The following is a 24137-nucleotide window of genomic DNA, read 5'->3' as shown; positions in this document are numbered from 1 at the left end:
CGGCGAATCACGCCTGGCCGCTCAGCGGGCGGCAGGCTCCAGCATCAGGTCCAGCCACCAGTTGTGGAACTGGTGGATGGTCTTCTCCATGTGCGAATAGCGCCCCGGCGTGATGAAGCGCGAGCTCACCGCCTCGCCCACCCCCGTGCAGACGCCGATGTCCTCGCCGAGGATGGGTTCGAAGAACCCCCACAACTTGTCCAGCTCCTCTTGCAGGGTCGGGCTGGCCAGCGTTCCCTTGGGTAGCAGCACGTTCCAGACCAGCTCATGCTCGGTAGCATTCTTGATGTTGAAGTCCAGCCACAGCGGCGTGGCCGCATCGGTCAACGCATGCAGGTAGGGATAAACGTTGAACACGGTGACGCAGCTCAGCATCTCCTCAGGCAACCCTTCTACCGGCTTGAAGAAGGTCGGCACCGGCAACAGGTTCTTCTGGTAAAGGTTGAACAGACCATAGGGGCCACTGACATCGGCATATCGGGCCATGGCCGCAGGGAATTCATGATCGGCAGTGTCCGGATGAACCCATGGCTGGTGGTAAGCCTCACTGAAATTCTCCAGGGAGATCTTCCAGTTCCATGGCATCGTTCTGCGACGCAGCTCCACCACTTCCATGTCTTCGAAGCGGTAAGGCGCGATCGCAGGCTCCAGGCCTTCGATCTGGGCCATCAGTGGTGTCGCGTTTTCGTCGAAATTGACGAACAGGAAGCCATGCCAGACTTCCGAGCGGAATACCGGAAGATGCACCGCGCGACGCTCGAAGTCGTCGACCTGATCCATGAACGGCGCAGCCAGCAGCTTGCCGTCCAGGCCATAGGTCCAGCCATGGTAGGGGCAACTCATGCGGTTGCCCTTGCAACTGCCGGAGCCGCTGGCCAACGTGGTATTGCGATGCCGGCAGACATTGGACATGACCCGGATCACACCGTCGCGACCATGCATGGCGAGCACCGATTCGCCCACCAGGTTGCGCGTCATATAGCTGCCGGGTTCGGCGATCTGGCTGACATGGCAGACGGGCATCCAGCTACGGGCAAAGATACGCTCACGCTCGAGCTTGAAGATGGTCTCGTCATGGTAAGCGGCCGGCGGCAGCACCGAGGCCTTTTCCAATGGCAGGCGTACGGCTGCGATCTGCTCGTCGGGCAAACCCAGGTCATTGTGCTGAGTGCTGGTGGACATGGCATCTCCGGTCTGAATGAAAGCTTGGCTACGACAATCACGATTCATGCCCAGACGATACCCAGTTGCCCGCCACCTACCGATACCCGCCTAGGGTGACAGCCCGATGCAACCTGCCACCGTCACCCTTGGCGGGTATCGGTGGCTCGCCCACCCGCACCTAGCATGGCTTCAGGTTCAACGCCCGACACTGGGCCCTGGAGCAGCGTTATGGCCATTGCAAGCAACGACTACACCCGCCTGGGACAAGCAGCGCGAAAATTCCTCGACCGCCAGCACGGCCACCTGATCAATGGAGAATGGCTTCGCGCCAGTGGCGACCTGGCGGTAATCGACCCCTCATCGGCGCAGGCAATCGCCACGATCGGCGCAGGCAACGCCACTGATATAGATGCCGCAGTGCATGCTGCTCATGCGGCATTCCAGCACCCGAGCTGGAGCGCCCTGTCCGCCGCCGACCGCGAGCGCCTGATGCTGCGCCTGGCCGACCTGATCGAGCAGAATGCCAGCCTGCTCGCCGACCTGGAATGCGTCGACAACGGCATGCCACGCGGGTTTGCCGGTATCAACGTGGGTGGCGCAGCCGGTGTACTGCGCTACATGGCTGGCTGGGCATCGAAAATCGTTGGCGACACCGTCGACGTCAAGATGCCCTTTCCAGGTAGCCAGTTCTTCGCCTACACCACCCGTGAGGCCGTCGGCGTGGTCGCCGCTATCGTGCCCTGGAACGTACCTTTGATGATGGCCATCTGGAAACTGGCGCCTGCGTTGGCCGCAGGCTGCACCGTGGTCCTAAAGCCCGCCGAGGACGCATCGCTGACCACCCTCGCCCTCGCCGACCTGATCATCCAGGCCGGCTTCCCGCCGGGCGTGGTCAATATCGTCACCGGACGCGGCCGCGAAGCCGGCGAAGCACTGGTCACCCATCCGTTGGTGAGCAAGATTTCCTTCACCGGCTCGACCGCGACCGGCAAGCACATCAGCCACCTCGCGACCGACAGCCTGAAGAAGGTGACCCTGGAACTGGGCGGCAAGTCGCCCACCATCATCTTCGACGATGCCAATCTGGAGCAGGCGATCCTCGGCGCGGCCAATGCAATCTTTACCAACTCCGGTCAGATCTGCGTCGCCGGCGCCAGGCTGTATGTGCAGCGCAGTGTGTTCGAGCAGGTTGCCGCAGGCGTCGCCAGGCACGCCGACAGCCTGGTGCTGGGTGCCGGGCTCGACCCCAGCAGCCAGCTCGGCCCGCTGATCAACGCCCGTCAGCAAGAACGTGTCGAAGGCTACGTCCAGCGTGCCCGTGAAAGCGGCGCGAGCCTGCTGACCCAACGCCATTCGCCGCAAACGGATGGCTACTTCGTCGCGCCCGCGGTACTGGCGGGCGTCGACCAGAGCGACGCGCTGGTCCAGGAGGAAATATTCGGCCCGGTGCTCGCCGTGCTGCCTTTCGACGACCTCGACCACGCCGCCGCACTGGCCAACGACAACGCCTATGGCCTGGCCGCCTGCATATGGAGCAGCAACCTCAGTCGTGTGCACCAACTGGTGCCGCGCCTGAAATGCGGCAAGGTCTCGGTGAATACCGAGGGCTTTCCCCATCCAGCGCTGCCGGAAGGCGGCACCAAGCAGTCGGGCTATGGACGCGATCTTGGCCGTGAAAGCCTGGATGGCTACCTGGACAGCAAAACCGTGCTGGTACGAGTGTCCTGAGCATGCCGCACTTCATCGTCGACTACAGCGCCAACCTGGAGGACGAGCTGGACCTGGATGTGCTGTTCGCCAAGGTCCATCGCCAACTGATCGACATGCAGTTGTTCCCCACCGGCGGCATTCGCAGCCGGGCACGGCGGATCGAGACCTTTCGCTTCGCCGATGGCCTGGCCGATGACGCCGGCGTGCATATCGAACTGCTGCTCAGCGCAGCGCGCCCGCGAGCACTCTGCGAACAGGTCGGCAAGGCGCTGTTCGAGACGGTCAAGGACCATCTGCAGCCGCTGCAGGCGCGCCGTTTCCTTGCCCTGTCGATGCACGTGGGCCTGCTCACGCCCGAGCTGTTATTCAACCAGAACAACCTGCATACACGTTTCGAACCTGCCCGCGTGGCCAACGGAGAGCACCCATGAAACTTGCTTCACGAAAATCCGGACGCGACGGCGTTCTTCTGGTCGTCAGCCGCGACCTGAGCCATGCCGTCGAAGCCGGGACGATTGCCCCGACGATGCAAGACGCATTGGACAACTGGGACCGGGTACAGGGCCAGTTGCACGCGCTCTACGATGCGCTCAACGCAGGCCAGGCTGCCGGCGCCTTCACCCTCGAACTGGATGGCCTGGCCGCGCCACTGCCGCGCAGCTACCAGTATCTGGACGGCGCCTGCTACCTCAGTCACATTCGCCGCAATCGCGCCGCACGTGGCGACAGCCTGCCTGACGACATTCTCGACGCGCCGCTGGTCTATCAGGGCATTTCCCACGGTTTCATGGCGTGGAACGACCCCATTCGCCTGCCCGACGATGAACTGGGCATCGATTTCGAGGCCGAGATCGCCGCCGTCACCGGCGACGTGCCGCTGGGCGTGTCCGCCGAGCAGGCCACCGAATACGTGCGTCTGTTCGTCCTGCTCAACGATGTGTCCTTGCGTGCGCTGATTCCCGCAGAACTCAAGCGCACCTTCGGCTTTCTCACCGGCAAGCCCGCCTCGAGTCTCGGCCCCATCGCCATCACGCCGGATGAACTCGGCGAGCTGTGGGATGGAAAGCTGGTGTCCGGAAAAATGAAATGCTGGGTCAGGGGCGACTTGTTCGGTGACATCGAAACCGGCATCGATACGCCCTTCCATTACGGCCACATGATCGCTCACGTCGCCCGCACCCGTGCATTCGAACCCGGCACCCTGGTGGGTCTGGGCACCGTATCCAACGAAGACGAACGTGTCGGCGCCGGTTGCATCGGTGAATTCCGCGCCATGGAAACCATCGCCAGCGGCAAGCCAAGCACGCCACTGCTCAAGTTCGGCGAGCGCGTGCGCATCGAGCATTTCGATCGGGCCGGCAACTCCGTCTTCGGCGCCATCGACCAGGTGGTCGAGCGTCTCTGACACGCACCCTTTTACCTATAACAATCGCCCCTCAAGGAGATGATCCCATGCTATGCCAACGACTTCATCACGCTGCCTTTCGTTGCAAGGATGCCAAGGAAACCGTCGAGTTCTACACCAAGGCCCTGGGTTTGAAATTCATCCACGCCATGGGGGAAGACCATGTGCCGTCGACCGGGGCCTACAGCCCTCACATCCACATTTTCTTCCAGATGGAAGACGGCAGTTGCATCGCCTTCTTCGAATTACCGCAGGACGCGGGTGCCGCATCCGGACGCGATCCGCAAACCCCAGGCTGGGTCCAGCACTTCGCCTTCAAGGTCAAGGACGAGGAAACCCAGCTCAAGGCCAAGGCCCATCTCGAATCCATGGGCATTGACGTATTGGGCCCGGTCAACCACGACGACTTCCTGCAGTCGATCTATTTCTTCGACCCCTCCGGTCACCGCCTCGAACTCGGCGTACACACCGCCACCCCGGAAATGGATGCCATGTTCGAGCGCGAAGCCATGGACATCCTGAATCACTGGGACGAAAGGCATAACTGGTCGGAACGGGAAAAACTGTTCGGTGCTGCTCACGGTTACAACCGTACCTGATCACTTGCTGCAACCTTGGTTTGCCGCCGGCGCGCATGCGTTTCGGCGGTTTTTTTTGGGCTCGAAAAAACGTGAACATGTTACCGAAATCGCCACCTGCACCGCGGTAGACAAGGCTGTTACCTACAGCCCCAGTTTGATGCATAAAGGTCATGAATATCGTGAAAAAATATGGATTTATGTGGTTAAAAAACCAGAAATATCCACTATTAAAGTCCAGATAAATCAGAGAAACCTCTGGAAAAATTGCCGTTTCCCAGCTCAGTCAGGCTTTTTCAAAGCACCACCCCGGCAGCCCTCGAGTTGGCTCAAATCCTGCTGAGTCAAACAGACTAATACGTCGGCCAGCCACATCAGCCGAAGATGCGGCCGCAGAGAAAAAACAATAACAAATCCACACACCGTGACCTGCCGAGGATTCGTACATGATTGCCCCTATGGAACAGATGGCCAACCTCATTGGCAGCATTGGCAACAACGGCTTCGAACTCGACTTCTACAACTTCTGTCATGAACTGCTGCAGGTCGATCACTGCACGGTATTCAGCTTCGATCAGCACGGCACACCTCAATGCCTGGTCGCCGAAGCTCGTCATAGCCACTCTCGCGAGGTGGCCCGCCAGTTGGCCCAGGAATACACCGAAGGCGCCTACCGCCGTGATCCTAACGTCGGCACCCAGCAGGTCTGCGCACCGCCATCGAACTCGCCGATCGTGCGCTGCGTTACACCATCGCACATCCGCGACCTGGGCTACCGGCGCCGCTTCTACGACGAAGCGCTGGTGCGCCAGGAGCTGGCAATGATCACCACGGTCAATCAGCAGACGCTCTACTTCAGCTTCTATCGCGGGGAAAACCAGAACGACTTCGTCAGCGAAGACGCCCTGCAGATCCAACAGCTCAGCGGCCTGCTGGCACAGACCTTGAGCAAGCACGCGCAGATCATGCAGATGCGCGAGAACATGGCGGGCCGCACGCCCGAACCTGCGACCCTGAGCCCGGAGCGGCGCGAACGCATGTTCCATGAGCTGCGTGCCTCGCTGCTCAAGGCGCCCGGCTCACTGACCCAGCGTGAAGCGGAAATCTGCGCATCCATCGCGCTGGGCTACACCACGTTGGGTATCAGCCTCAAGCTTGGCATCTCCATCAATACCGTCGCCACCCATCGCAAGCGCGCCTACAGCAAGCTGGGAATCTCCTGCCAGAACGAGTTGTTCGCCCGTTACTTCGACAGTGTCGGTTCTTCGGCCATCAACTGAGCGCGACGCTCACGCCCTAAAATGACCATCGCGCCGGCAACCGGCGCGAATGGATGACATGCGCTGACAGCGTCAGACCTCATCGCAAACGGTATACACCTCGCTGCCCAGCACATGCCCTGAAGCCTCGATGATGCCGCGCGCTTCCTCGCTCCAACTCATGTCATGAACCAGCCGCGGGTTGTCGGTACGCACCACGTAGATGACTTCCTGGCTACCAATCACTGGCGCACAGAGAACGTCCTCGATGCCGCCGGCAAGTCGTGCCGGAGCGTGGGCCAGGAACGCCTTGTGCCAATGCGCGAAGGGTTGGGTGATACGGATACGGCCAAAGACCAGTGCCATGCGAGTTCTCCGTTGGCAATGAAAAAGCCCGCGACGGGCGCGGGCGTTGAGGGTGATGTCGGTCAGGCGAAGGCGCAGGCGTCCGCGAACGCCAGCCGAGGCAGGCGTGGGTAAAGCTTGCCGGGATCGCCATAACCGAGGTTGCAGAGAAAGTTGCTGCGGATGGTCGATTCGGCGAAAAACACCCGGTCCAGATGCTCACCGTCGAAGCCGGACATCGGCCCGCAGTCGAGGCCGAGCGAACGAGCGGCGAGCATCAGCCAGGCGCCCTGCAGGCTGCTGTTGCGAAAAGCGGTCAACTCGGCCAGTTCGGCGTTCTCGCTGAACATCGCCCCGGCATCGGCATGCGGAAACAGAGTGGGCAGCAACTCCCAGAAGGCCACGTCATAACCGACGATCACCGTCACCGGCGCGGACATGACCTTCTCCACGTTGCCAGGACTCAGGCACGGCAGCAGGCGCTGCTTGCCTTCATCGCTGATGACGAAAATGAAGCGCCCGGGCATGCCGTTCACCGCGGTGGGTGCGAAGCGCACCAACTCCCACAGCTTCCTGAGCGTTTCTGTCTTCACCGCACGTGGCTGCCAGCCATTGTGCGTCCGGGCGTTACGAAACAGCAGATCCAACCCGGCCTCTCCCAGGGTGTCCAGGGCCAGGTGCAGCTCACCCACGGTGTCCAGAATCGACTTCATCGCAGCTCCCTCGACTGTGCCTGGTTTCAGCTTCGACGTGCGGATAGCCTGGGTTTACCAGGGATTGGCAACGAACGTACGGTCAAGTACCTCGATGACTTCGTCGACATGCGCCTTGGTGAAGGTCAGTGGCGGCGAGATGATCAATTTGTTGACGATCGTACGCAGCATCACCCCACTGCTGACGCAGCCTTCTGAGATAGCCAAGGGATAGGTGTCGGCTGGGCCGAACGGCTCCTTGGTCTCGCGGTCCTTGACCAGCTCGATGGCGATCATCAGTCCCTTGCCACGCACGTCGCCAATAGCCTTGTGCTTGTCCTTGAGCGCCAGCAGGCGATCGAGGAAATACTCGCCCACCAGCGCTGCGTTATCGGCGAGGTTTTCCCGCAATACGATGTCGATCGCTGCCAGGCCTGCGGCACAGGAAACGGGATGCCCGGAATAGGTGTAGCCATGCATGTACACCGAGGTGAAACCGGCGTCACGCTCCCAGGCCGATGCCACGCGCTGGTTGACCAGGGTGGCGCTCAGCGGCACGTAACCGCTGGAAATGCCCTTGGCCAGGCACATGATGTCCGGCTTGACGCCCCAGCCCCTGGAGCCGAACAGCGCGCCGCTGCGACCCAGCCCGGTGATGACTTCGTCGGCGATCAGCAGGATGTCGTATTTGTCGGCGATCTGGCGCAGGCGTGGCCAGTAGCTGGCCGGCGGCACGATCACGCCACCGGCGCCCTGGATCGGCTCCGCGATGATGGCGGCGATGGTGTGCGCACCCTGGATTTCGATCTGCCGCTCCATGAGCTGGGCGCAGATCTCCGCGAGTTCTTCGGGATCCTCGGTGAATGGATTGCGGTACAGATGCGGTCCTTCGACCTGGATGAACCCTGGCATCAACGGCTCGTAGCTGCTGCGCCAGGCGACGCCGCCGCAGGCCGACATGCCGCCGAAGTTGAGACCATGGTAGCCATTGTAGAGGGAGATGAACTTGTACTTGTCGGCCTGCCCTTCGAGTTTCCAGTACTGGCGGGCGATCTTCAGCGCGCTTTCCACGGCATCCGAGCCACCCAGCCCGAATGAGACCTTGGCCATGCCCTCCGGCGCGGTGATTTCGATCAGTTTCTGCGACAAGGCGATGGCCGCCGGGTTGGAACTGCCGGGGAACAACGAGTAGTAAGCCAGCTTCTGCATCTGCTCGGCGACCGCGTCGACGATCTCCTTGCGTCCGTATCCGGCGTTGACGCACCACAGACCACCCTGCAGGTCGAGAAAGCGCCGGCCATCGACATCGGTAATGTGCACACCGTCACCCGACTCGATGATCACTGGCAGGTTGTCCTTCAACGACTTGGGGTCCTGCATGGGGTGCATCAGGTGCACCGTGTTGTGCTCTTTGAGCCAAGAGACATTGGTATTGCGGGTCATGGGCAACTCCCTATCGATCATCGAATGCGACGTGCTCGCGCGGAACACATCCATGACGTCACTCTAGGGAGCCCTGCACGGCCAGTATCTACCCTCAATAGGTGAGAAGCTGCGCCCTGGGCACAGACCGTCTAACTCGCATGAATCGAGGCGTTCATCGCCAGAACGCCCCGTGCCCATTCGATGCCGGCCTCGCTGGCCACCACGCGACTGGACGCATCGTGCCGACCGAACGCCCCCAGGCGCTCGGCCGATAGCCGCTGCAACTGCTCGGCGAGCCGCTCCACTCCTCTGGAATAATGCGCGTAACTGCTGTCCCCCAAACCAAAGGCTGCGAAGCGAAGGCCCTGCAGATTGGGTTGAAGCGTCTCCAGCGCGGCGGCGAACGGTTGTGCGCCGCTGGGCAGCTCGCCTTCGCCATGGGTCGAGCAAATCAGCAGATAGAAAACGGTCGGGTCCAACTCAGCGGGGTCCAGATCGATCAGGTCACGGACCTGAACACGCACAGGCGTGTCGGCGACAGCCTGCGCAATATCCTCGGCTACCAGTTCGGCATTACCGCTTTCGGTTCCGAACAGAATTTGTACGTCCATCGTCGCCTCCTAATCTTGGCCTATTGATGTAATCGGGTCTGGCTCACTTGCCAGTTCGTGCAACTGCTCAAAGCCGGCGATCTTGCGCCTCACGCGACCAGGCAACGCCCGCTCACGCTCGGCGTTGTCGATACGGCACCACGCCCGGTAATCGCTGGTGGCGAGCGCAGCCAATGCATCCCAGCCAGGCCGCCCGCTATCGATCACTCCACTTTCCAGGTCAGCGACGATTTCGTCTGCCAGTCGTTTCGCCAGCACGCGCTGCTGTGCGATGGTGCCTTGCGCGCCGGTACGCAGCCACCCGGTGCGGTAAAGCCGTGGAAGTGCCGGTGAGTCCTGCTGGCCTTCGAAGCCGATGGCGGTGACCACCGTGCCGACATCGAGTGTCAGGCGTTCGCCGTTGGCCGCTCGCACGCATACGCCAGACACCTGCCCGTTCCCCAGGATCGCCTCGACGCGGGCCGAGAAGTGCAGGTGGATGCGCACCTCGCCAGGCCGCTCGTTCGGACCCTCCAACAGACGAGCCAGCGCTTGCGCGGTGGTACTGCCTACCGGCCAGGCGCAACCGTGACCAAGGCGAAAGACGGGCCTGGCCAAGGTGGCCAGCTCGCTGAGCATGGCCGGGTCCCAACGCGCATCGGCTGCACTCGAGCGGGATAGCAGATGGATGTCCTGCACCGCGTCAGGTACGACTCGCCGCAGCACCTCGTCATCCATGTCGCTATTGCCCCACTCGTAATGACCCTTGCAGAGCAGGCGCAGGATATCCACGGCCACGTTGCCCGAGCCCACGACAGCCAGGCGACTGGCGATACGCGGCAGGTTGGCGTACTCGTCAGGATGGGAGTTCAGTGCACGCGTCAGCCGCCCAGAGCCGATCACTCCGCCGAGTTCCTCGCCACTGACGCCAAGGCGCCGGTCCTCACGCAAGCCGGTGGCCAGCACCACTGCGTCAAAGCGTTCGTTCAATTGCCCAAGCCCGAACGCAGAACCCAATTCCAGGCCACCGTGAAACTTCACTTGCGGACACTGCAGCAGTCGCTCGAACTGCTGTTGCACGGCCTTGCTTCCCTGATGATCCGCCGCCACGCCGTAACGCAGCAGGCCAAATGGCACGGGCAAACGATCGATCAGGGTGATGCGGGCCGCCGGCAAGGCCTTGTGCAACATCTGCGCGGCGAAGCAACCTGACACGCCGGCCCCGACGATGACGATGGAAGGCGCGCCACTCATGGCAGATCCCAGGCGACAGGCAGGCTGACCACACCACGGAACACCCAGCCGTGGAAGGTCACGGCATCCGCGTCGATCAGGCGCAGACCGGGAAGCTCAGCGAACAGCCGGGGCAGCGCCACATCACTGATCATTGCCCGAGCGGCCCAGTTGCCGGCGCAGATATGAGGACCGTTGCCGAAGGCCAGATTGGTGACACGCTGGCGCCGCACATCGAAACGCTGCGCCTCGGCAAAGCGCGTCTCGTCACGATTGGCCGAGGCCACCACGATACCAAGGGTAGAACCTGCGGGCAGTGTCACCCCGTCCAGTTCGACATCACGGGTCAAGGTGCGCGGGTACATACCGACAGGCGATTGCCAGCGCGCGGTTTCCTCGAACACATCGGCCCAGTTGAAGGCCCCTGCGAGTACATCCGCCAATTGATCGGGATGGTTCAGCAGCGCCCATACCGCACTGGCGATGACGTGGCTGGGTTCGTTCATGCCACCGGAAATGGTCAGGCGCACATTGGCCCTGAGCGCCTCGTCCGGAATAGGCTCGGCGGCGTGGATCATCGCCGACAGCATGGAGGCGTCGGGCGAGCGCTTCAGAATCGCCACGCTGCGATCCACTGCCTCATCGATCTCGCCGCAGACGCGCTGGGTCCCCTGCCAGATCGCCGGCTGGTCGAGCACATTGCTGATACCGGCAATCAAGGTATGCGACCAGTCCATCATGGTCTGCGCTGGCACATCATGCAGGCCGAGAATGGCACTGAGGTTGTCAGCCGCATAAGGCACCGCGAACTGCTGAAACAGATCGGCGCCCGGACCGATCTCCTTGAGTCGCTCGATGTAGCGCTGGGCGTTACGCTCGAAGATTTCCGTCCAGACCCGTTTGATCGTCACGGGACGCAGGGCACTGGCCGACGCGTTGCGATCACGCTTGTGTTCAGGGTCGTCCTTGCGCAACATCGGGCGCCCCATGGTGCGGACCAGGGTCGAACGCCCAGCGTCCTCGTGGGAGCTATAGGTGGCCTGGTCGAGTTCGATGTTGAAGCAATGGTCGAAGCGAGTGACGAGAAAACGCTTGAGTGCCGGCACCCAGGCGACAGGCGATTCGCGTCGCAGCCTTGCATAGATGGGATAGGGGTCGATCAGCAACTGGGCAGGGTCGACCCAGTCGGCCTGTGGCACACCACGGGCGAGCGCGTTCGGGAGCATGGCATGGATTCCTTGTATTTGTTGTTCCGCTGCACGGCTGCCAATCTATGAGCGCGCCATTTCCAATGTAAACCGCAAAAAAATGGGTTTGATCCGAAGTTTTGCTTGGGTAGCCGAGGTCCAAGATGCGCTTCACCTTCAAGCAACTGGAATACTTCCGTGCCACTGCGGAGACCGGCTCGTTCAGTGCCGCTGCCAGTGAATTGCACGTTTCATCGACAGCGGTAGCGGCTGCGGTGAGCGACCTCGAACAGGCGCTGGAAACCCAGCTATGCCTGCGCCGCAAGTCCCACGGCGTAGTGCTCACGCCGGCCGGCCAGCATGTCCTGCAGATGGCGCGTAACCTGCTGATCAGTGCCGAAGAACTCGATCGGTCGACGCGCTCGCGAGATGGCACCTTGCGTGGGCCGGTCACCATCGGCTGCTACTCGACCCTGGCGGCGACGGTGATTCCGGCCTTGACCAAAGAGTTCGAGGCCAGGTACCCGGAAGTCATCCTGAGTTATCACGACGGCGACAACGATGAACTGCTGCCGCTCATGGAAGCTGGCCAGCTAGACCTCTTGATCACCTATCGAATCAACCTGCCCGCAGGCCTGGAAGAGACCGCCCTGTTCGACACGGCGGTGCATGCGTTATTGCCGGCCGACCATGCACTGGCGAGCCGAGAAACCTTGTCTTTCGAAGACCTCAGGGATGAGCCATTGATCATGCTGGATTTACCCCCCAGTGGCCGTCACGCACTGGACATGCTGCATGGTGCGGGCGTGCGGCCCAAGGTGCGTCACCGGACACGCAATTTCGAACTGGTGCGTTCGATGGTCGCCCGCGGGCTCGGCTACAGCCTGCTGATCCAGAAACCGCGCATCGACCACAGCTACGAGGGCCTTCCCCTGGTGGTCAAGCGCATAGAACCGAATGAGTTCAAGGAAACGGTGGTGATGGTCTGGCCCGACCATATCCAACTCAATGCGCGCGTGCAGGCGCTGATCGAATTCGCCCATGCGACCATTCGGATGAATCAGTTCAGCCTGGCCTGATCAAGGATTGGCTGAGCGTTCAGCTTTCGGCTGCCAGCGTAAGCGTCACGCAAAGCCCGCCTTGCGGGCGGTTGCGCGCGGCCAGATGCCCGCCATGGGCCTGGGCGATGCCCATGGCGATAGTCAGGCCAAGGCCTGCTCCGCCGCTCTTGCGTTCACGCGAGGAGGAAACCCGGTAGAACGGCTCGAAGATGCGCGGCAACGCCTCTTCGGGCACGCCAGGCCCTTGGTCATCGACACAAACCTGGAGGCATTCGTCCTGCCGTTCGATGCGCAGGCACAACGAAGCGCCGGGCGGGGTGAAACGCAAGCCGTTGCGCACGATGTTTTCGAGCGCACTGGCCAGTTGCTCGGCATCGCCGCGTACAGGCATGGCTTGCTCAGGCTCGCTGTAGTTAACGGTCTTGCCCTCGGCCTGGGCCTCGAAGCGGGCATTGGCAACCACCCAGCGCAACGGTACGCGCAAATCCATGTGCTGGCGGGCCAGCGTGCAGTCGCCTGAGCGCATGGCGCTCAGGCGCAGCAATGCGGCGATCAGGCTCTCCAGGCGCTCGCCTTCGCGCTCGATACGCTCCAGGTTGCGTGGCAGATGCTCGTCGCCGCGCCTCGCCAGGGTCACCGCCAGTTGCAGCCGTGTCAGTGGAGAGCGCAACTCGTGGGAGACATCGCGCAGGAGCCGCTCATGGGACTGCACCAGCGCTTCCACGCGCTCGGCCATGAGGTCGAAATCCCTGGCCAGGACGCCCAGCTCATCGCTACGCGCGCTGAAATCGCCGGCCACGCGCTGCTGCAGGTTGCCGTTGGCGATCTCACGGGCACCGCGTTGCAACATGCGCAACGGCCTACTGAAGTGACGGGCCAGCAACCCGCACAGGCAACCACTCAAGGACAGGCAAAGCAGCAGGACCGCAGGGAAGTAGCCGCCCCCCAGATGCTGGAATTCCTCCAGTGCGATGGGCGGGTAATGCATCGGGTCGAACAGCAGCATGTAACGCTGGCCATCCGTGGCGACCAGGTCCGGTGTCTCGCGCCAGGTCCAGTAGGACTGTGCCGACGAGACCTGGACGGCTTGCGCCTCGGATGGCCGGCAGCCTGTCGAGGCATCCAGATTGACCCCTGGGCTCTGCGGCGCGGAACCGCTGCGCGAATAGACGAACCAGTCGTGTAGACGCTGGGGGGGCTCTTGCCCGGCGATATCCTGGCCAGCGGCATCGAGCACATAGATGAACAGGTTCGGATGTTCGTGCTGCCGTGACTCGATCCAGTCACTCAGCCCCGCGGTCCCCGAGCGGCCGAGTACATGACAGGCTTCGATACTCAACTGCCGTGGGTCCAGATCGTCCAGCGAGGCCATGCGCTGAGCGCTGACCCACTGCGTGAGCAGCAGGTTCAGGCCAAGCATGATGCCGGTCGCCAGCCAGAACCAGAAAAACAGTCGCCAGAAGATCGATCTCATGGCGCGCTGACGTCAGGGCTCAGTTGATACCCTGCCGCTCGTACGCTACGGATCTGTGGTACGTCCTCATGGCAAGCCAGTTTTCGACGCAGGTTACTGATATGGGTATCGACGCTCCGGTCATGAAGACTCAGCGAACGCCCCAATGCGCAACGGCTCAACTGCTCCCGGGGCACGGGTTTGCCAGGTGAGCGCATCAACAGTTCGAGCATACGGATTTCGGCCGCGGTAAACGCAACCGGTTCATCGCTGATGAAAGCCTGCAGGCTGTCGGGTATCAGGGTCAGGCCTTGGATCTGCAAACTCGCCGGTGACTCGACGCAATGCGTACGCCGCAAGACAGCCTTGATCCGCGAGCGCAGTTCTTCGGGGTTGAACGGTTTGGCCAGGTAGTCGTCGGCGCCGAGGTCAAGGCCGGCGATGCGGTCCCGGTCGCCACCCATGGCGGTCAGCATGATGATCGGCAATCGCGAATCCACTCGTACCTGTTGCAACACGGTCAGGCCATCGACACCGGGCAGCATGACGTCGAGCACCAACAGGTCGTGACGCGACGAGACCATCCGTTCGAGTGCCTCATTGCCGTCGTGGCAAACGCTCAGGCGAAACTCGTCCGCAAAGAACTCATCCAGCATCTGGGTCAGTTCCTCGTCATCGTCAACGAGCAGGAGGTGAGGTCGGGAGTCCAAGGGAAATCGCTCGTCTGTTGAAAGCACCGGGTTCGAAAGCCGAGCGATTATATCCAGGCGATCCGATAACTGCGGGAACGCGTGGCGACGACCGCGCCACACTTGTGCAAGCGCGCCATGATCTGACGCAAGGAGGTGAGCGAGATGGGTTCATTCGTGGCCTGCAAATGGCCGTGAATCTGCATCAGGGTCGTTTCATGCTCTGCGCAAATGGTGCTCAGGTGAATGATCGTGCTCAGTATCTTGAGCCTGGGCAGCGAACATTTCAGACCGTGGACCTGCATCACGTGTTTCGCCTTGGCCTTTTCCGGGCTCACGTCTACGCCTCACGAAAGCCCGGGTGACCGACCACCCGGGCAGCCAGCTCAGAACGATGTAGTGACCGACGCGTAGAACGCACGCCCTGGTTCGTTGTAGGTCTGCGCGCCCACGCTTTCGGCATTGCCTTTGCGATACAGGCGCTTGTCGAACAGGTTGCTCACCCCCACGCGCAGGGCCAGGTGCTCGTTGAACGCGTAGCCTGAACCGATACCGAATAACGCATACGGGGCGATTTCATCCTGGGCGCTAATCGCCGAGCCGGTCTGGGCCAGGGTGGGTGGTGTCTGCTTGCCATACCAGGTCGCGGTGGCCTGCACCGACAACTGCTCGGTAACGAACCAGTCCAGTGTCGAGTTCAGCGTGTACTTCGGAATGATGCTCAACGGCTCACCCTTGAATGGCCCCGAACGTTTCTCCGAATCGATCATGTAGGTCAGGTTGGTGTTCCACTCCAACGCCTCGCTCAAGGCGATGAACAGGTTGCCCTCGATGCCCTGTACCAGCGCCTTGTCGGTGTTTTCCCACTGGTAGACATCCTGGCCGTTGATGACACGCACGGCGCGGGTTCCCGCATCGATCTTGTTGCGGTAGTCATTGCGGAAGTAGGTCAGGCTGCTGCGCAGATCGCCGCCATCGAAGGCGATGCCGATTTCCTTGTTGATGCTGGTCTCGGGCTTCAGGTCCTCGTTGCCTTCCAGGTAGCAGCTTCTGCCGGTCGCACCTGCCGCCCGCCAGCAACCATTGCCACGGCTGCTGAGCAGATAGTTATCGGTGGCCTGGTACAGGTTGGGGGCCTTGTAGGCCCTGGCCACGCCGCCCTTGATCTTCCACTCATCGGTCAGCCGGTACTCGGCATTCAGGCTCGGGCTCCAGTTGTTGCCGAAAGTGCCGCTGTGATCGAAGCGCAGGCCCGGCGTCAAGGTCAAGTCTTGAGTCGCGCTGATGTTGCTTTCCACATACAGGGCCTGGCTATTGAGGGTGACCTCGGTGCCGCTGACGTTCTCCGTCACCGAGCCCCCCGTGCCACCAGGGTTGATGCTCTGGCGCATGCCGCCCGGATCGTTCAGGTGCTCGCGATTGGCCTCCAGGCCCGCGGTCATGACCTGGTCGATCCCGGACACCGCGAAGGGCACGTCGACCTGGGTGAGCAAGCGGGTGTTCTTCAGCTTCGAGGTATCGAACACCCCTGCCGAACTGCTGTCACCGGCGGCCGGTGCGCCTTCTACACGTCCGGTCAGACCTTCGCGCTGGCGTTTATTACGGGTGATGTCATGGCTCAGGCTGGTCTGGCTGCGGCCCCACTCATAGTCGCCACGGTGGGTGATGGCGAAGGACTGGCGATACAGGGTGTTGGTTTCGTGGTCGTACATGTTCTCGATGTTGCTGTCGAGGTAGTACGGCGAATCCCCGGCGTAACGGTTGCCCTGGCGGGAGAAACCGACCTCCAGATCGAAGGTGTTCCACTCATCGGCACGCCAGGACAGCATGCTGTTGATGTCCTTGTTGACCACCCCTTCACGCCCGGCGGTCAACTGGCCGCTGCCGACCTCATCCTGGTTGATGTCACGGGCATCCGGGTCGGTCTTGTTGACGTTTCCGTACAGGCGCCCGGAAAGCGTATCGCTCAACGGGCCGCTGAAGCTGAAACTGGCCCGGTTGGTATCGCCTTCCTTGGCATCCTGCGGGCGGTTGGCGAAGTAGGTGATCGACCCCGTGGCCTTTTGTGCCGGGGCCTTGGTGATGATATTGACCACGCCGCCCATCGCGCCGGAGCCATAGCGAGCCGCAGCCGGCCCACGCAAGACCTCGATGCGCTCGACCTGCTCGGCCGGCACCCAGTTGCTATCGCCACGGGTGTCGCGGTCGCCGCTCCAGCCGTAGCGCACGGAGTTGCGCGAGGTCGCCGGGCGGCCATCGATGAGAATCAGCGTGTTCTCCGGGCCCATGCCGCGTATGTCGATCTGCCGGTTGTTACCGCGCAGCCCGGTGGCACTGTTGCCGGTGAGATTCACCCCGGGCTCGCGGCGAATGATATCCGACAGGTCATTGACCGGCGGCCGCCGCGCGATGTCCTCGGCAGTAATGACCGAAACGCCCAGCGATTGCTTGATCTGCTCTTCGGCGGTTTCCTGAATATGCGTGTCCTGCAGCTCCAGCAGAGTCCCGTCTGGCGTTGCCTGCCCCTGCTCGGCGGCAGTGGCGGCCGCACTCAACAGCAGCGAAGACAACATCATTTTGGACAAGAGCGTGAGTTGGAATCGAGACGAGAGGTACGACATGGGATTCATCCAGAACGGCAAAAATCGATAGACCTTCGCCAACGCCAATGGGAAACATTCGCAAAAATCCTATGCTGGCCCACTGCCCTACCTCAAGAAACTTGACAGTTCTTTGCATTTCTCCAGATACGAATGACCGACAATCCAGATACGAATAAAAATCCTTCCGACCGTTCGGTCGGATATGTATGCTCTGCGCCAGCACGTCAATCGACCACATCGCTGCCCGCTCAATGCCGGCAGTATTCCGGAGGCCTTGTTATGCCTGAATCCCATGCAATCCTCATCACCGAGCATGCCAAGCGCTGCCTGACACGCCTGTGCAGACACTGGGCGCACAAGTTCGCGGTCAGCTTCGACGAGCATGCGGGGCACATTGATTTTGGCGGCTCCAGCTGCGAACTGAAACGCCAGGACGATCGTCTCGAAGTCCGTATCCAGGCGCCTCTGCAGGAGCTCGATGAGCTTGAGGCGATCGTCGAAGATCATCTGCTGCGCTTCGTGCCGCAAGACGCGACGCTGCTGTTCGACTGGCAGCGCGACAGCACACCGGAGACAGGGGCGTAGGCCGATGGACAGCACTCTTTCACGGCCACTGGCCAGCCTGCTGATTCTCGCCTCCCTGACATTTGGCCTGGTTTCCCTGGCACAAGCCGCCTCCGCCGTCGAAGTCCAGCACGCCCAGGGCACTACGTCGCTCAGCCAGCCACCGAAGCGCGTGGTGGTGCTCGATCTGGTCGCCCTGGACGACCTCGATGCCTTGGGCGTTGATGTGGCCGGGGTGGCCGGCAATACCTTTCCGGACTATCTCGAGCGTTATGGGAAAGCGCCCTACGCAACCCTGGGTACCCTGTTCGAGCCGGATTACGAGGCGCTCAACCGTACGCGCCCCGACCTGATCATCGTCGGTGGCCGCTCCAGCGCCAAGTTCGCGCAATTGTCGCGAATCGCGCCGACCATCGACCTGTTCGAGGACAACGCTCAGCCGGTGGCCACCACCCTGAAGAACCTCAACATGCTCGCCGGCATCTTCGGCAAACAGGCCCGCGCGCAAGAACTGGCCATGTCACTGCAACAGCGCCTGGCATCGGTCAGGAAGCAGACTGCCGAGCGCGGGCGCGGCCTGGTCGTCCTGGTCACCGGCGGCAAGCTCAGCGCCTATGGGCCCGGCTCACGTTTTGGCCTGCTGCATAGCGAGCTTGGCGTTCCCGTTGCCATCGACGGGTTGAGTACCTCGCTGCACGGTGAGTCGATCAATGCCGAACTGATCATGAAAAGCGACCCCGACTGGTTGTTCGTGGTCGATCGTGACGCCGCGATTGGCCAGTCCGGTGCCGCGCAGCAGGTCCTGGACAATGCCCTGGTGCGACGCACCCAGGCCTGGAAGCGCGCTCAGGTGGTCTATCTCGACCCGATCAACTGGTACCTGGTGGGCGGCGGCATACAGGCGCTGCAACGGATGATCGAGCAAGTGGGCGAGGCCTATGGCGCGGGGCGCTGAGCTCGACGTAGCCGGTCTCTCGATTCCAGATAAGGCGTGGCTGTCGCTGGCGATGGGCGTCGTGCTGCTGATCGCCATCGGCAGTCTCGCCGTCGGGGTGGTGAGCTTGTCCTGGGCCAGCCTGCTGACCTCGGACTACGACGCCGACACACTCCTGGTCCTGCTGGTCAGCCGCATTCCCAGGACCCTCGCCCTGATGCTTTCAGGTATCAGCCTCGGCATCGCCGGTGTGATCATGCAACTGATCTCGCACAACCGCTTCGCCGAACCGACCACCACCGGCACCGTCGAGTCCGCCAGCCTCGGCATGCTGGTTCTGGCGATCCTCGCGCCCACGGCACCGCTGCTCCTGAAGATGACCTGCGCGAGCCTGTTCGCACTCTTGGGCACGCTGCTGTTCCTGCACATCATCAGCCGCGCGCCGCTGATCTCCAGCATGATGGTGCCGCTCATCGGTCTGATTCTGAGTGGCATCATCGGCTCGGTCAGCACCTTCCTGGCCTACCGTTTCGACCTGTTGCAATCGCTGTCCATCTGGGGCACCGGAGATTTCTCCAGCGTGCTCCAGGGGCGCTATGAAATGCTCTGGATCGCCCTCGCGCTGACCGGCCTGGCCTACCTCTTCGCGGATCGTTTCACGGTCGCCGGCCTGGGCCGTGACTTGAGCACCAACCTGGGGATCGGCTACCGCCTGGTCATGACCGGCGGGCTGATCATCGTCGCCATGATCACCGCCGCCGTGGTGGTCACCGCCGGGATGATTCCCTTCATCGGCCTGATCGTGCCGAACCTGGTCAGTCGCTGCATCGGCGACAACGCCCGCCGAACCATGCCCTGGGGCGCGGTCAGCAGTGCCGGCCTGGTGTTGCTCTGCGATATTTTCGCGCGCCTGGTGCGCCACCCATACGAATTGCCGGTGGGCACCATCGCCGGGGTGCTCGGCTGCCTGGTATTCCTCCTGCTCCTGCTGCGTGGTAGGTCCAGTCATGCATAGCCTGGCCAGTCACGCCCGGCACATGAGCCCCGGCACACGCCTCCTGTTGCTGGGCCTCCTCGCCTTGTCGAGCATTGCCCTGTTCATGACCCTTGGCGTACAGGGGCAATGGTCATTCGCCTTGCCGTTGCGAGCCGGCAAGATCGCCACCCTCTTGCTGGTCAGCCATGCCATCGCGGTGTCGACCGTGCTGTTCCAGACGGCCACCAACAACCGCATTCTCACACCGGCGATCATGGGCTTCGACGCGCTCTATCTGCTCATCCAGACGAGCATCGTCTATGCCCTGGGCAGCAAGGCGACACTGGCCCTGCCCCAGCCGCTGTTGTTCAGCGGCCAAGTCGCCTTGATGATCCTGTTTTGCGGGCTGTTGCATCAGCGCCTGCTGACCCGAGGCAAGACCGACCTGCATCAACTGGTGCTGATCGGAGTGATCCTCGGCGAGTTTTTCCGCAGCCTGTCGGCGTTTCTCCTGCGCCTGATCAACCCCAACGAATTCAATTTTTTGCAGGACCGTTTCTTTTCCAGCTTCAACAACCCTGACTACGGCCTGCTGGGGATTTCCACCCTGGCGGTCATCGCCGCCTCTGCCTTCGGCATGCGCCAGGTATCCAGGCTCGATGTGATGAGCCTCGGCAAGGAGACGGCGACCAGCCTCGGACTCGATCATCGCCGCCAGGTATCACGCATTCTCGTCACCGTGGCCGTGCTGGTTTCCGTCTCGACCGCGCTGGTAGGGCCCGTGACCTTCTTCGGCCTGCTGGTGGCGAACCTGGCCTATGCGGTAATGGCGACGTATCGCCATGCCCTGCTGCTGCCCGCCGCGGTATTTATCGCCATCACTTGCCTGGTAGGTGGCCAGGCACTGCTGGAACACGCGTTCGGCTTCGACACCAACTTGCGCGCCATCGTCGAGTTTCTTGGCGGCATCACCTTTATCTATCTTATGTTGAAAGGCATTCGCCCATGATCGAAGTCCGTGGGGTCGACAAGCGTTACGGCAAGCACGTGGTGGTCGACGGTATCTCGCTTACCCTGCTCGGCAGCGGCATGACGGCCATCATCGGCCCCAATGGCGCTGGCAAGTCCACCCTGCTGTCGATGATCAGCCGGCTGTCGAAGGTAGACAGCGGCAGCATTCGGGTTGACGGCCTGGACGTCGCAACGACCTCGGGAGACGTGCTGGCCAGGAAGCTGGCGATCCTGCGCCAGAACAATCAGATCGGTACGCGCCTGAGCGTGCATGACCTGGTCATGTTCGGCCGTTACCCGCATTCGCGTGGCCGACCAACCCCGCTGGACCACCAGCAGGTCGCCCAGGCCCTGGCGTACATGAACCTGAGCGACCTGGCCGGGCGTTTTCTCGATGAGCTTTCCGGCGGCCAGCGGCAACGGGCATTCGTCGCCATGGTGCTGTGCCAGGACACTGACTACCTGCTGCTGGACGAACCCCTGAACAGCCTGGACATGAACAGTGCAGTGGCCATGATGAAACGCCTGCGCCGCGCGGCCGACGAGCTGGGAAAATCGATCATCATGGTGTTGCACGACATCAACTATGCGTCCTGCTACTGCGACCAGATCATCGCCATGCGCGCCGGCCAGGTCATTTGCCAAGGGCCGCCACAGGACGTGATCGAGCAAGGCATGCTGCGCAAAATCTATGACATGGAAATCCCCATCCATCACGTGGATGGGCAACGCATCGCCCTGTACTTCACCTGATCAACGCGGCAAGGTCGCCGCCTCGAATACGGCCCAGAGCGCCTTCAGGCGGCGGTTGTACTTGGTCGTACCGCCGTGCACCAGCTCGCTCTGCAGGCTGTCGACCATGGCCATGAAGGTCATGGCCAGGTGCTCGCTGGAAACCTTGCCAGGGTTGTCGGCCAGCTCGGAATCACGCACCGCATCGAGGATGATGCGCTCCAAAGATGCCATGAACCCGTGCAACGGTTGCACCACCTCGTCATAGATGTGGCCTGGCGGATTGGCCAGGGCGCGGGTCCAGAATTGCACCGCGTAGGACGCCTCGTAACGCTTGCGGATGCCCTTGAGGTAGGCCAGCAGTTGCTTGCGAACGGTCGTGCCACCACGTATCTGCTGCGCCGCGAACGCCAGCTCGGCCTCGATCAACAACGGCAGCAGGCTCAGATAGAGCTCGTCCTTGTTGCGGAAATGGCCATAGACCGACGGCTTCTTCAAGCCTACGTCCGTGGCGATCTCATTCATCGAGGTGGATTCGAAACCCTGCAGGGCGAAGCGTGCCAAGGCCGCTTCCTGGATACGCTCAGCGATAGACAAGTCGTCAACACTCAATAGCCGGAGCAGCGGATACTAACACCATAGATCCATCCATCACCGGCCTGTTGCCCTGCTCGCTACCTGGATGAGCACCGTCGATTGCCAAGCTTCTTCAACCTGCCGACCAGCCCTGAACGAGTCATTGCTCTAGCCGGCGGAACCCTGAAATACAGGGCTAGAGGCTGATCTGCTCAGTTACGGAACTGAAACTGCAGCTCCGCCCCCTGCACCGAGTTATCACTGCTGGGCTGGTCGTTGGTCAACAAGCGGCCATTGAGCTGGAACGGTGCTGGAGGCGGCTCCTTTTCCACGAACATCGGTGGCAAGAGCGGCTCTTGCGGGACAGTATCGAGCGCGTCATCCATCTCGACCTGCTTGGCGAGTTCCGGGGGCAGCCGCAGGTCGAGCTTGGACTCCGGGGCTTTCCTCGAATCGACCTTGGCCGGTTGCGGTTTGGGTGTGTTGGCAGACGCCTGGGCCGGTTTGGCAGAAGTCGCTGGCTCAGCGCTTTTCGCCGGGACAGGCGCCGGCTGGGCAGGCGACGCTGCCGGCTTCCCGGGCACAGCACTGGCAGCCTTCTGCTCCGTTTGCGGGGGAGCGGGCGTAGGCGCCGGTTGCTGTGGCGAAGGCTGGTCACAGGCAACCAGCAGGCTGGCAATCAGCCCAATGGACAGGAGTCGAAACGGCTTCATCATCGTCAGGTCTTTATTCGATATCGCTAATGCTCTCCCCTGCATGCGCAGAAGGCAAGCCGAGCGGCTAGTCGGGTGTGTGTTCACAGGGGCGCCAATTGCTGCCATCCGACATCCTCTTCCCAGGCCCATGCGTGTCGCGACCAGCCCTCAGCCTCTACGAGCGGGCGAGCGAAACAGATGAACTGTCGACCATCCGGGCTCCATAGGCCTTGCTCATCAGCATCGATCAGCAACTCTGAAAGCTGCCCATCCACGCTCAACCGATAAACAGGACGGCGCAGCAGGTAGGCAGGATCGTCGAACGCCCGCAGGCATTCCGGCAGGTAACGCACGCCGGTCACACAACGAGAATCATAAGATGCCGGAAATACCCGCTCTGCCGGAGCCTCGCCCAGCATCTCGGGCATGACCCACAGGTCATTGACGGCAACCAGGTCCACCTCTCTGCCCAACTCCAGCAGGTCACTGAGCTTCGCGCCGTATACGTGATTGCCGATCAGCGGGCTGTGGCGGCCAATCAGCATCTCGTCATCGAAACGGTCCAGTTCCCAGAACAACTCAATATCGGCATGCAGGTGCACGCGCTTGCGCTTGCGGTCGAGAATCAGCAGGCCCCAGCTCGAACGACTCGGCAACGGCGCGGCGAAATAACGCCCGCAGGCGGAAAACAGCACCGACGCCCCCAGGCTGTCGAGCAAGACCCCATCAGGAAACAGGTAGCAGCCAAGCGTCGGGCCGCCCATGGCGATTTCGCTCCAGGCGAAGGTCCGTATTCTCTCTCCCTCGGGTGTCAGCAGATCACCACCCCGCCAGGCGCTCTCGCCCCGTGGGTCGTCGGCGGAGCCGGTAAGTCGCTGCGGCTCGACTTTCGCGGGGCCGATCCCCAGGTGGCGATCCAGCGTACCCAATCCAGCCAGCCCCAGCACCAGGACAAGCAACGCCAGCGCCATGCTCCAGCCGGACCCGGCATGGATCGCCAGGGCGATGCTGAAACCGATCAGCGCCGCAGTCGCCAACCAGCTCATGGAAGAGGCCGGTTTCTTGTTGGGAAAACGCGCGGCAATCAGCATAGCCAAGACAAGAATGACAATGGCGCCAGCCCCGATACCCAAAGGCAGCCAGGCGACCAGCGCGATCGGCGCCACCAGCTTGAGCACCTCCCAGAGCAGGTTGAGCAGCAACCAGGAGGTCGGACGGTCATCGATATCTTCGGACATGGCCCACATCCACACAA

26 protein-coding genes are annotated in these 24137 nt (G+C 61.9%); 12 read left to right on the top strand and 14 right to left on the bottom strand.

Features of this window, described 5'->3' with window-relative positions:
• Positions 1–21: 21 nt before the first annotated feature.
• On the bottom strand, positions 22–1182 hold the full coding sequence (locus ACSZPK_RS05525; RefSeq protein WP_437880416.1) for an aromatic ring-hydroxylating oxygenase subunit alpha: 1161 nt from the start codon (positions 1180–1182) through the stop codon (positions 22–24).
• A 210-nt stretch (positions 1183–1392) separates the two neighbouring features.
• Here ACSZPK_RS05525 and ACSZPK_RS05520 point away from each other — a divergent pair, with 210 nt between their 5' ends.
• The 6 genes from ACSZPK_RS05520 (at position 1393) to ACSZPK_RS05495 (ending at position 6137) form a co-directional block, all read left to right on the top strand.
• Complete coding sequence (locus ACSZPK_RS05520) at positions 1393–2892, top strand: aldehyde dehydrogenase family protein (protein WP_437880415.1); 1500 nt, start codon at positions 1393–1395, stop codon at positions 2890–2892.
• Between the two features lie 2 nt (positions 2893–2894).
• The gene (locus tag ACSZPK_RS05515) at positions 2895–3305 is read left to right on the top strand and encodes a 5-carboxymethyl-2-hydroxymuconate isomerase (RefSeq protein ID WP_437880414.1); all 411 of its coding nucleotides are present in this window, start codon (positions 2895–2897) and stop codon (positions 3303–3305) included.
• Positions 3302–4279 (top strand): fumarylacetoacetate hydrolase family protein, encoded by a 978-nt coding sequence (locus tag ACSZPK_RS05510; protein WP_437880413.1) that lies wholly within the window; start codon positions 3302–3304, stop codon positions 4277–4279. Before ACSZPK_RS05515 ends, ACSZPK_RS05510 begins: the two co-directional genes overlap by 4 nt.
• Positions 4280–4326: 47 nt before the next feature.
• Positions 4327–4878: a VOC family protein gene (locus ACSZPK_RS05505; RefSeq protein ID WP_437880412.1), complete on the top strand. Its 552-nt coding sequence runs from the start codon at positions 4327–4329 to the stop codon at positions 4876–4878.
• Positions 4850–5200, top strand: a complete 351-nt coding sequence (locus tag ACSZPK_RS05500; protein ID WP_437880411.1) for a hypothetical protein — start codon at positions 4850–4852, stop codon at positions 5198–5200. Before ACSZPK_RS05505 ends, ACSZPK_RS05500 begins: the two co-directional genes overlap by 29 nt.
• A gap of 103 nt (positions 5201–5303) precedes the next feature.
• Positions 5304–6137, top strand: a complete 834-nt coding sequence (locus ACSZPK_RS05495; protein ID WP_437880410.1) for a helix-turn-helix transcriptional regulator — start codon at positions 5304–5306, stop codon at positions 6135–6137.
• Positions 6138–6209: 72 nt separating this feature from the next.
• Here the strand turns inward: ACSZPK_RS05495 and ACSZPK_RS05490 are convergent, their stop codons facing one another.
• The 6 genes from ACSZPK_RS05490 to ACSZPK_RS05465 form a co-directional block, all read right to left on the bottom strand.
• Positions 6210–6482: a hypothetical protein gene (locus ACSZPK_RS05490; RefSeq protein ID WP_437880409.1), complete on the bottom strand. Its 273-nt coding sequence runs from the start codon at positions 6480–6482 to the stop codon at positions 6210–6212.
• Positions 6483–6544: 62 nt separating this feature from the next.
• The gene (locus tag ACSZPK_RS05485; protein ID WP_437880995.1) at positions 6545–7144 is read right to left on the bottom strand and encodes a malonic semialdehyde reductase; all 600 of its coding nucleotides are present in this window, start codon (positions 7142–7144) and stop codon (positions 6545–6547) included.
• Positions 7145–7228: 84 nt separating this feature from the next.
• Entirely contained in the window at positions 7229–8596 is a 1368-nt protein-coding gene (locus ACSZPK_RS05480) for an aminotransferase class III-fold pyridoxal phosphate-dependent enzyme (protein ID WP_437880408.1), read from the bottom strand.
• Positions 8597–8727: 131 nt separating this feature from the next.
• The gene (locus ACSZPK_RS05475; protein ID WP_437880407.1) at positions 8728–9189 is read right to left on the bottom strand and encodes a flavodoxin domain-containing protein; all 462 of its coding nucleotides are present in this window, start codon (positions 9187–9189) and stop codon (positions 8728–8730) included.
• A gap of 9 nt (positions 9190–9198) precedes the next feature.
• Positions 9199–10422: an FAD-dependent oxidoreductase gene (locus ACSZPK_RS05470; protein ID WP_437880406.1), complete on the bottom strand. Its 1224-nt coding sequence runs from the start codon at positions 10420–10422 to the stop codon at positions 9199–9201.
• The gene (locus ACSZPK_RS05465; protein ID WP_437880405.1) at positions 10419–11627 is read right to left on the bottom strand and encodes a cytochrome P450; all 1209 of its coding nucleotides are present in this window, start codon (positions 11625–11627) and stop codon (positions 10419–10421) included. The genes ACSZPK_RS05470 and ACSZPK_RS05465 overlap by 4 nt, the downstream gene beginning before the upstream one ends.
• A 125-nt stretch (positions 11628–11752) precedes the next feature.
• Between ACSZPK_RS05465 and ACSZPK_RS05460 the strand changes: the two genes are divergently transcribed.
• A complete protein-coding gene (locus ACSZPK_RS05460) occupies positions 11753–12667 on the top strand; it encodes a LysR family transcriptional regulator (protein WP_437880404.1) in 915 nt (304 codons plus the stop codon).
• Positions 12668–12686: 19 nt separating this feature from the next.
• Here the strand turns inward: ACSZPK_RS05460 and ACSZPK_RS05455 are convergent, their stop codons facing one another.
• From ACSZPK_RS05455 to ACSZPK_RS05440, 4 genes are read right to left on the bottom strand one after another with little or no spacing between them, the layout of a single operon-like run.
• The gene (locus tag ACSZPK_RS05455; RefSeq protein ID WP_437880403.1) at positions 12687–14123 is read right to left on the bottom strand and encodes an ATP-binding protein; all 1437 of its coding nucleotides are present in this window, start codon (positions 14121–14123) and stop codon (positions 12687–12689) included.
• A complete protein-coding gene (locus ACSZPK_RS05450; protein ID WP_437880402.1) occupies positions 14120–14812 on the bottom strand; it encodes a response regulator transcription factor in 693 nt (230 codons plus the stop codon). The genes ACSZPK_RS05455 and ACSZPK_RS05450 overlap by 4 nt, the downstream gene beginning before the upstream one ends.
• A 47-nt stretch (positions 14813–14859) precedes the next feature.
• Entirely contained in the window at positions 14860–15129 is a 270-nt protein-coding gene (locus ACSZPK_RS05445; RefSeq protein ID WP_437880401.1) for a hypothetical protein, read from the bottom strand.
• 48 nt (positions 15130–15177) lie between these two features.
• Positions 15178–17412, bottom strand: a complete 2235-nt coding sequence (locus tag ACSZPK_RS05440; protein ID WP_437880400.1) for a FepA family TonB-dependent siderophore receptor — start codon at positions 17410–17412, stop codon at positions 15178–15180.
• A 261-nt stretch (positions 17413–17673) separates the two neighbouring features.
• Between ACSZPK_RS05440 and ACSZPK_RS05435 the strand changes: the two genes are divergently transcribed.
• The 5 genes from ACSZPK_RS05435 to ACSZPK_RS05415 are packed head-to-tail and all read left to right on the top strand — an operon-like array spanning position 17674 to position 21632.
• Positions 17674–17979 (top strand): DUF2218 domain-containing protein, encoded by a 306-nt coding sequence (locus tag ACSZPK_RS05435; protein ID WP_437880399.1) that lies wholly within the window; start codon positions 17674–17676, stop codon positions 17977–17979.
• A 4-nt stretch (positions 17980–17983) separates the two neighbouring features.
• Positions 17984–18913 carry a siderophore ABC transporter substrate-binding protein gene (locus ACSZPK_RS05430; protein WP_437880398.1) on the top strand — a complete coding sequence of 310 codons (930 nt, stop codon included), beginning with the start codon at positions 17984–17986 and terminating at the stop codon, positions 18911–18913.
• On the top strand, positions 18897–19907 hold the full coding sequence (locus ACSZPK_RS05425; protein WP_437880397.1) for an ABC transporter permease: 1011 nt from the start codon (positions 18897–18899) through the stop codon (positions 19905–19907). Before ACSZPK_RS05430 ends, ACSZPK_RS05425 begins: the two co-directional genes overlap by 17 nt.
• Complete coding sequence (locus ACSZPK_RS05420) at positions 19900–20877, top strand: iron chelate uptake ABC transporter family permease subunit (protein WP_437880396.1); 978 nt, start codon at positions 19900–19902, stop codon at positions 20875–20877. Before ACSZPK_RS05425 ends, ACSZPK_RS05420 begins: the two co-directional genes overlap by 8 nt.
• Positions 20874–21632 (top strand): iron ABC transporter ATP-binding protein, encoded by a 759-nt coding sequence (locus ACSZPK_RS05415; RefSeq protein WP_437880395.1) that lies wholly within the window; start codon positions 20874–20876, stop codon positions 21630–21632. Before ACSZPK_RS05420 ends, ACSZPK_RS05415 begins: the two co-directional genes overlap by 4 nt.
• On the opposite strand, the gene ACSZPK_RS05410 is transcribed toward ACSZPK_RS05415, so the two are convergent.
• The 3 genes from ACSZPK_RS05410 to ACSZPK_RS05400 form a co-directional block, all read right to left on the bottom strand.
• Positions 21633–22208 carry a TetR/AcrR family transcriptional regulator gene (locus ACSZPK_RS05410; RefSeq protein WP_437880394.1) on the bottom strand — a complete coding sequence of 192 codons (576 nt, stop codon included), beginning with the start codon at positions 22206–22208 and terminating at the stop codon, positions 21633–21635. It lies immediately after the preceding gene.
• Positions 22209–22399: 191 nt separating this feature from the next.
• Positions 22400–22903: a hypothetical protein gene (locus ACSZPK_RS05405; RefSeq protein WP_437880393.1), complete on the bottom strand. Its 504-nt coding sequence runs from the start codon at positions 22901–22903 to the stop codon at positions 22400–22402.
• 80 nt (positions 22904–22983) lie between these two features.
• Positions 22984–24120, bottom strand: a complete 1137-nt coding sequence (locus ACSZPK_RS05400; RefSeq protein ID WP_437880392.1) for a hypothetical protein — start codon at positions 24118–24120, stop codon at positions 22984–22986.
• Between the last annotated feature and the right edge of the window lie 17 nt (positions 24121–24137).

This window comes from Pseudomonas sp. LRF_L74, from assembly GCF_965644255.1.
Classification (GTDB): domain Bacteria; phylum Pseudomonadota; class Gammaproteobacteria; order Pseudomonadales; family Pseudomonadaceae; genus Aquipseudomonas.
The sequence above is the reverse complement of the archived record's forward strand: the minus strand, read 5'-3'. Positions and strand labels throughout refer to the sequence as shown.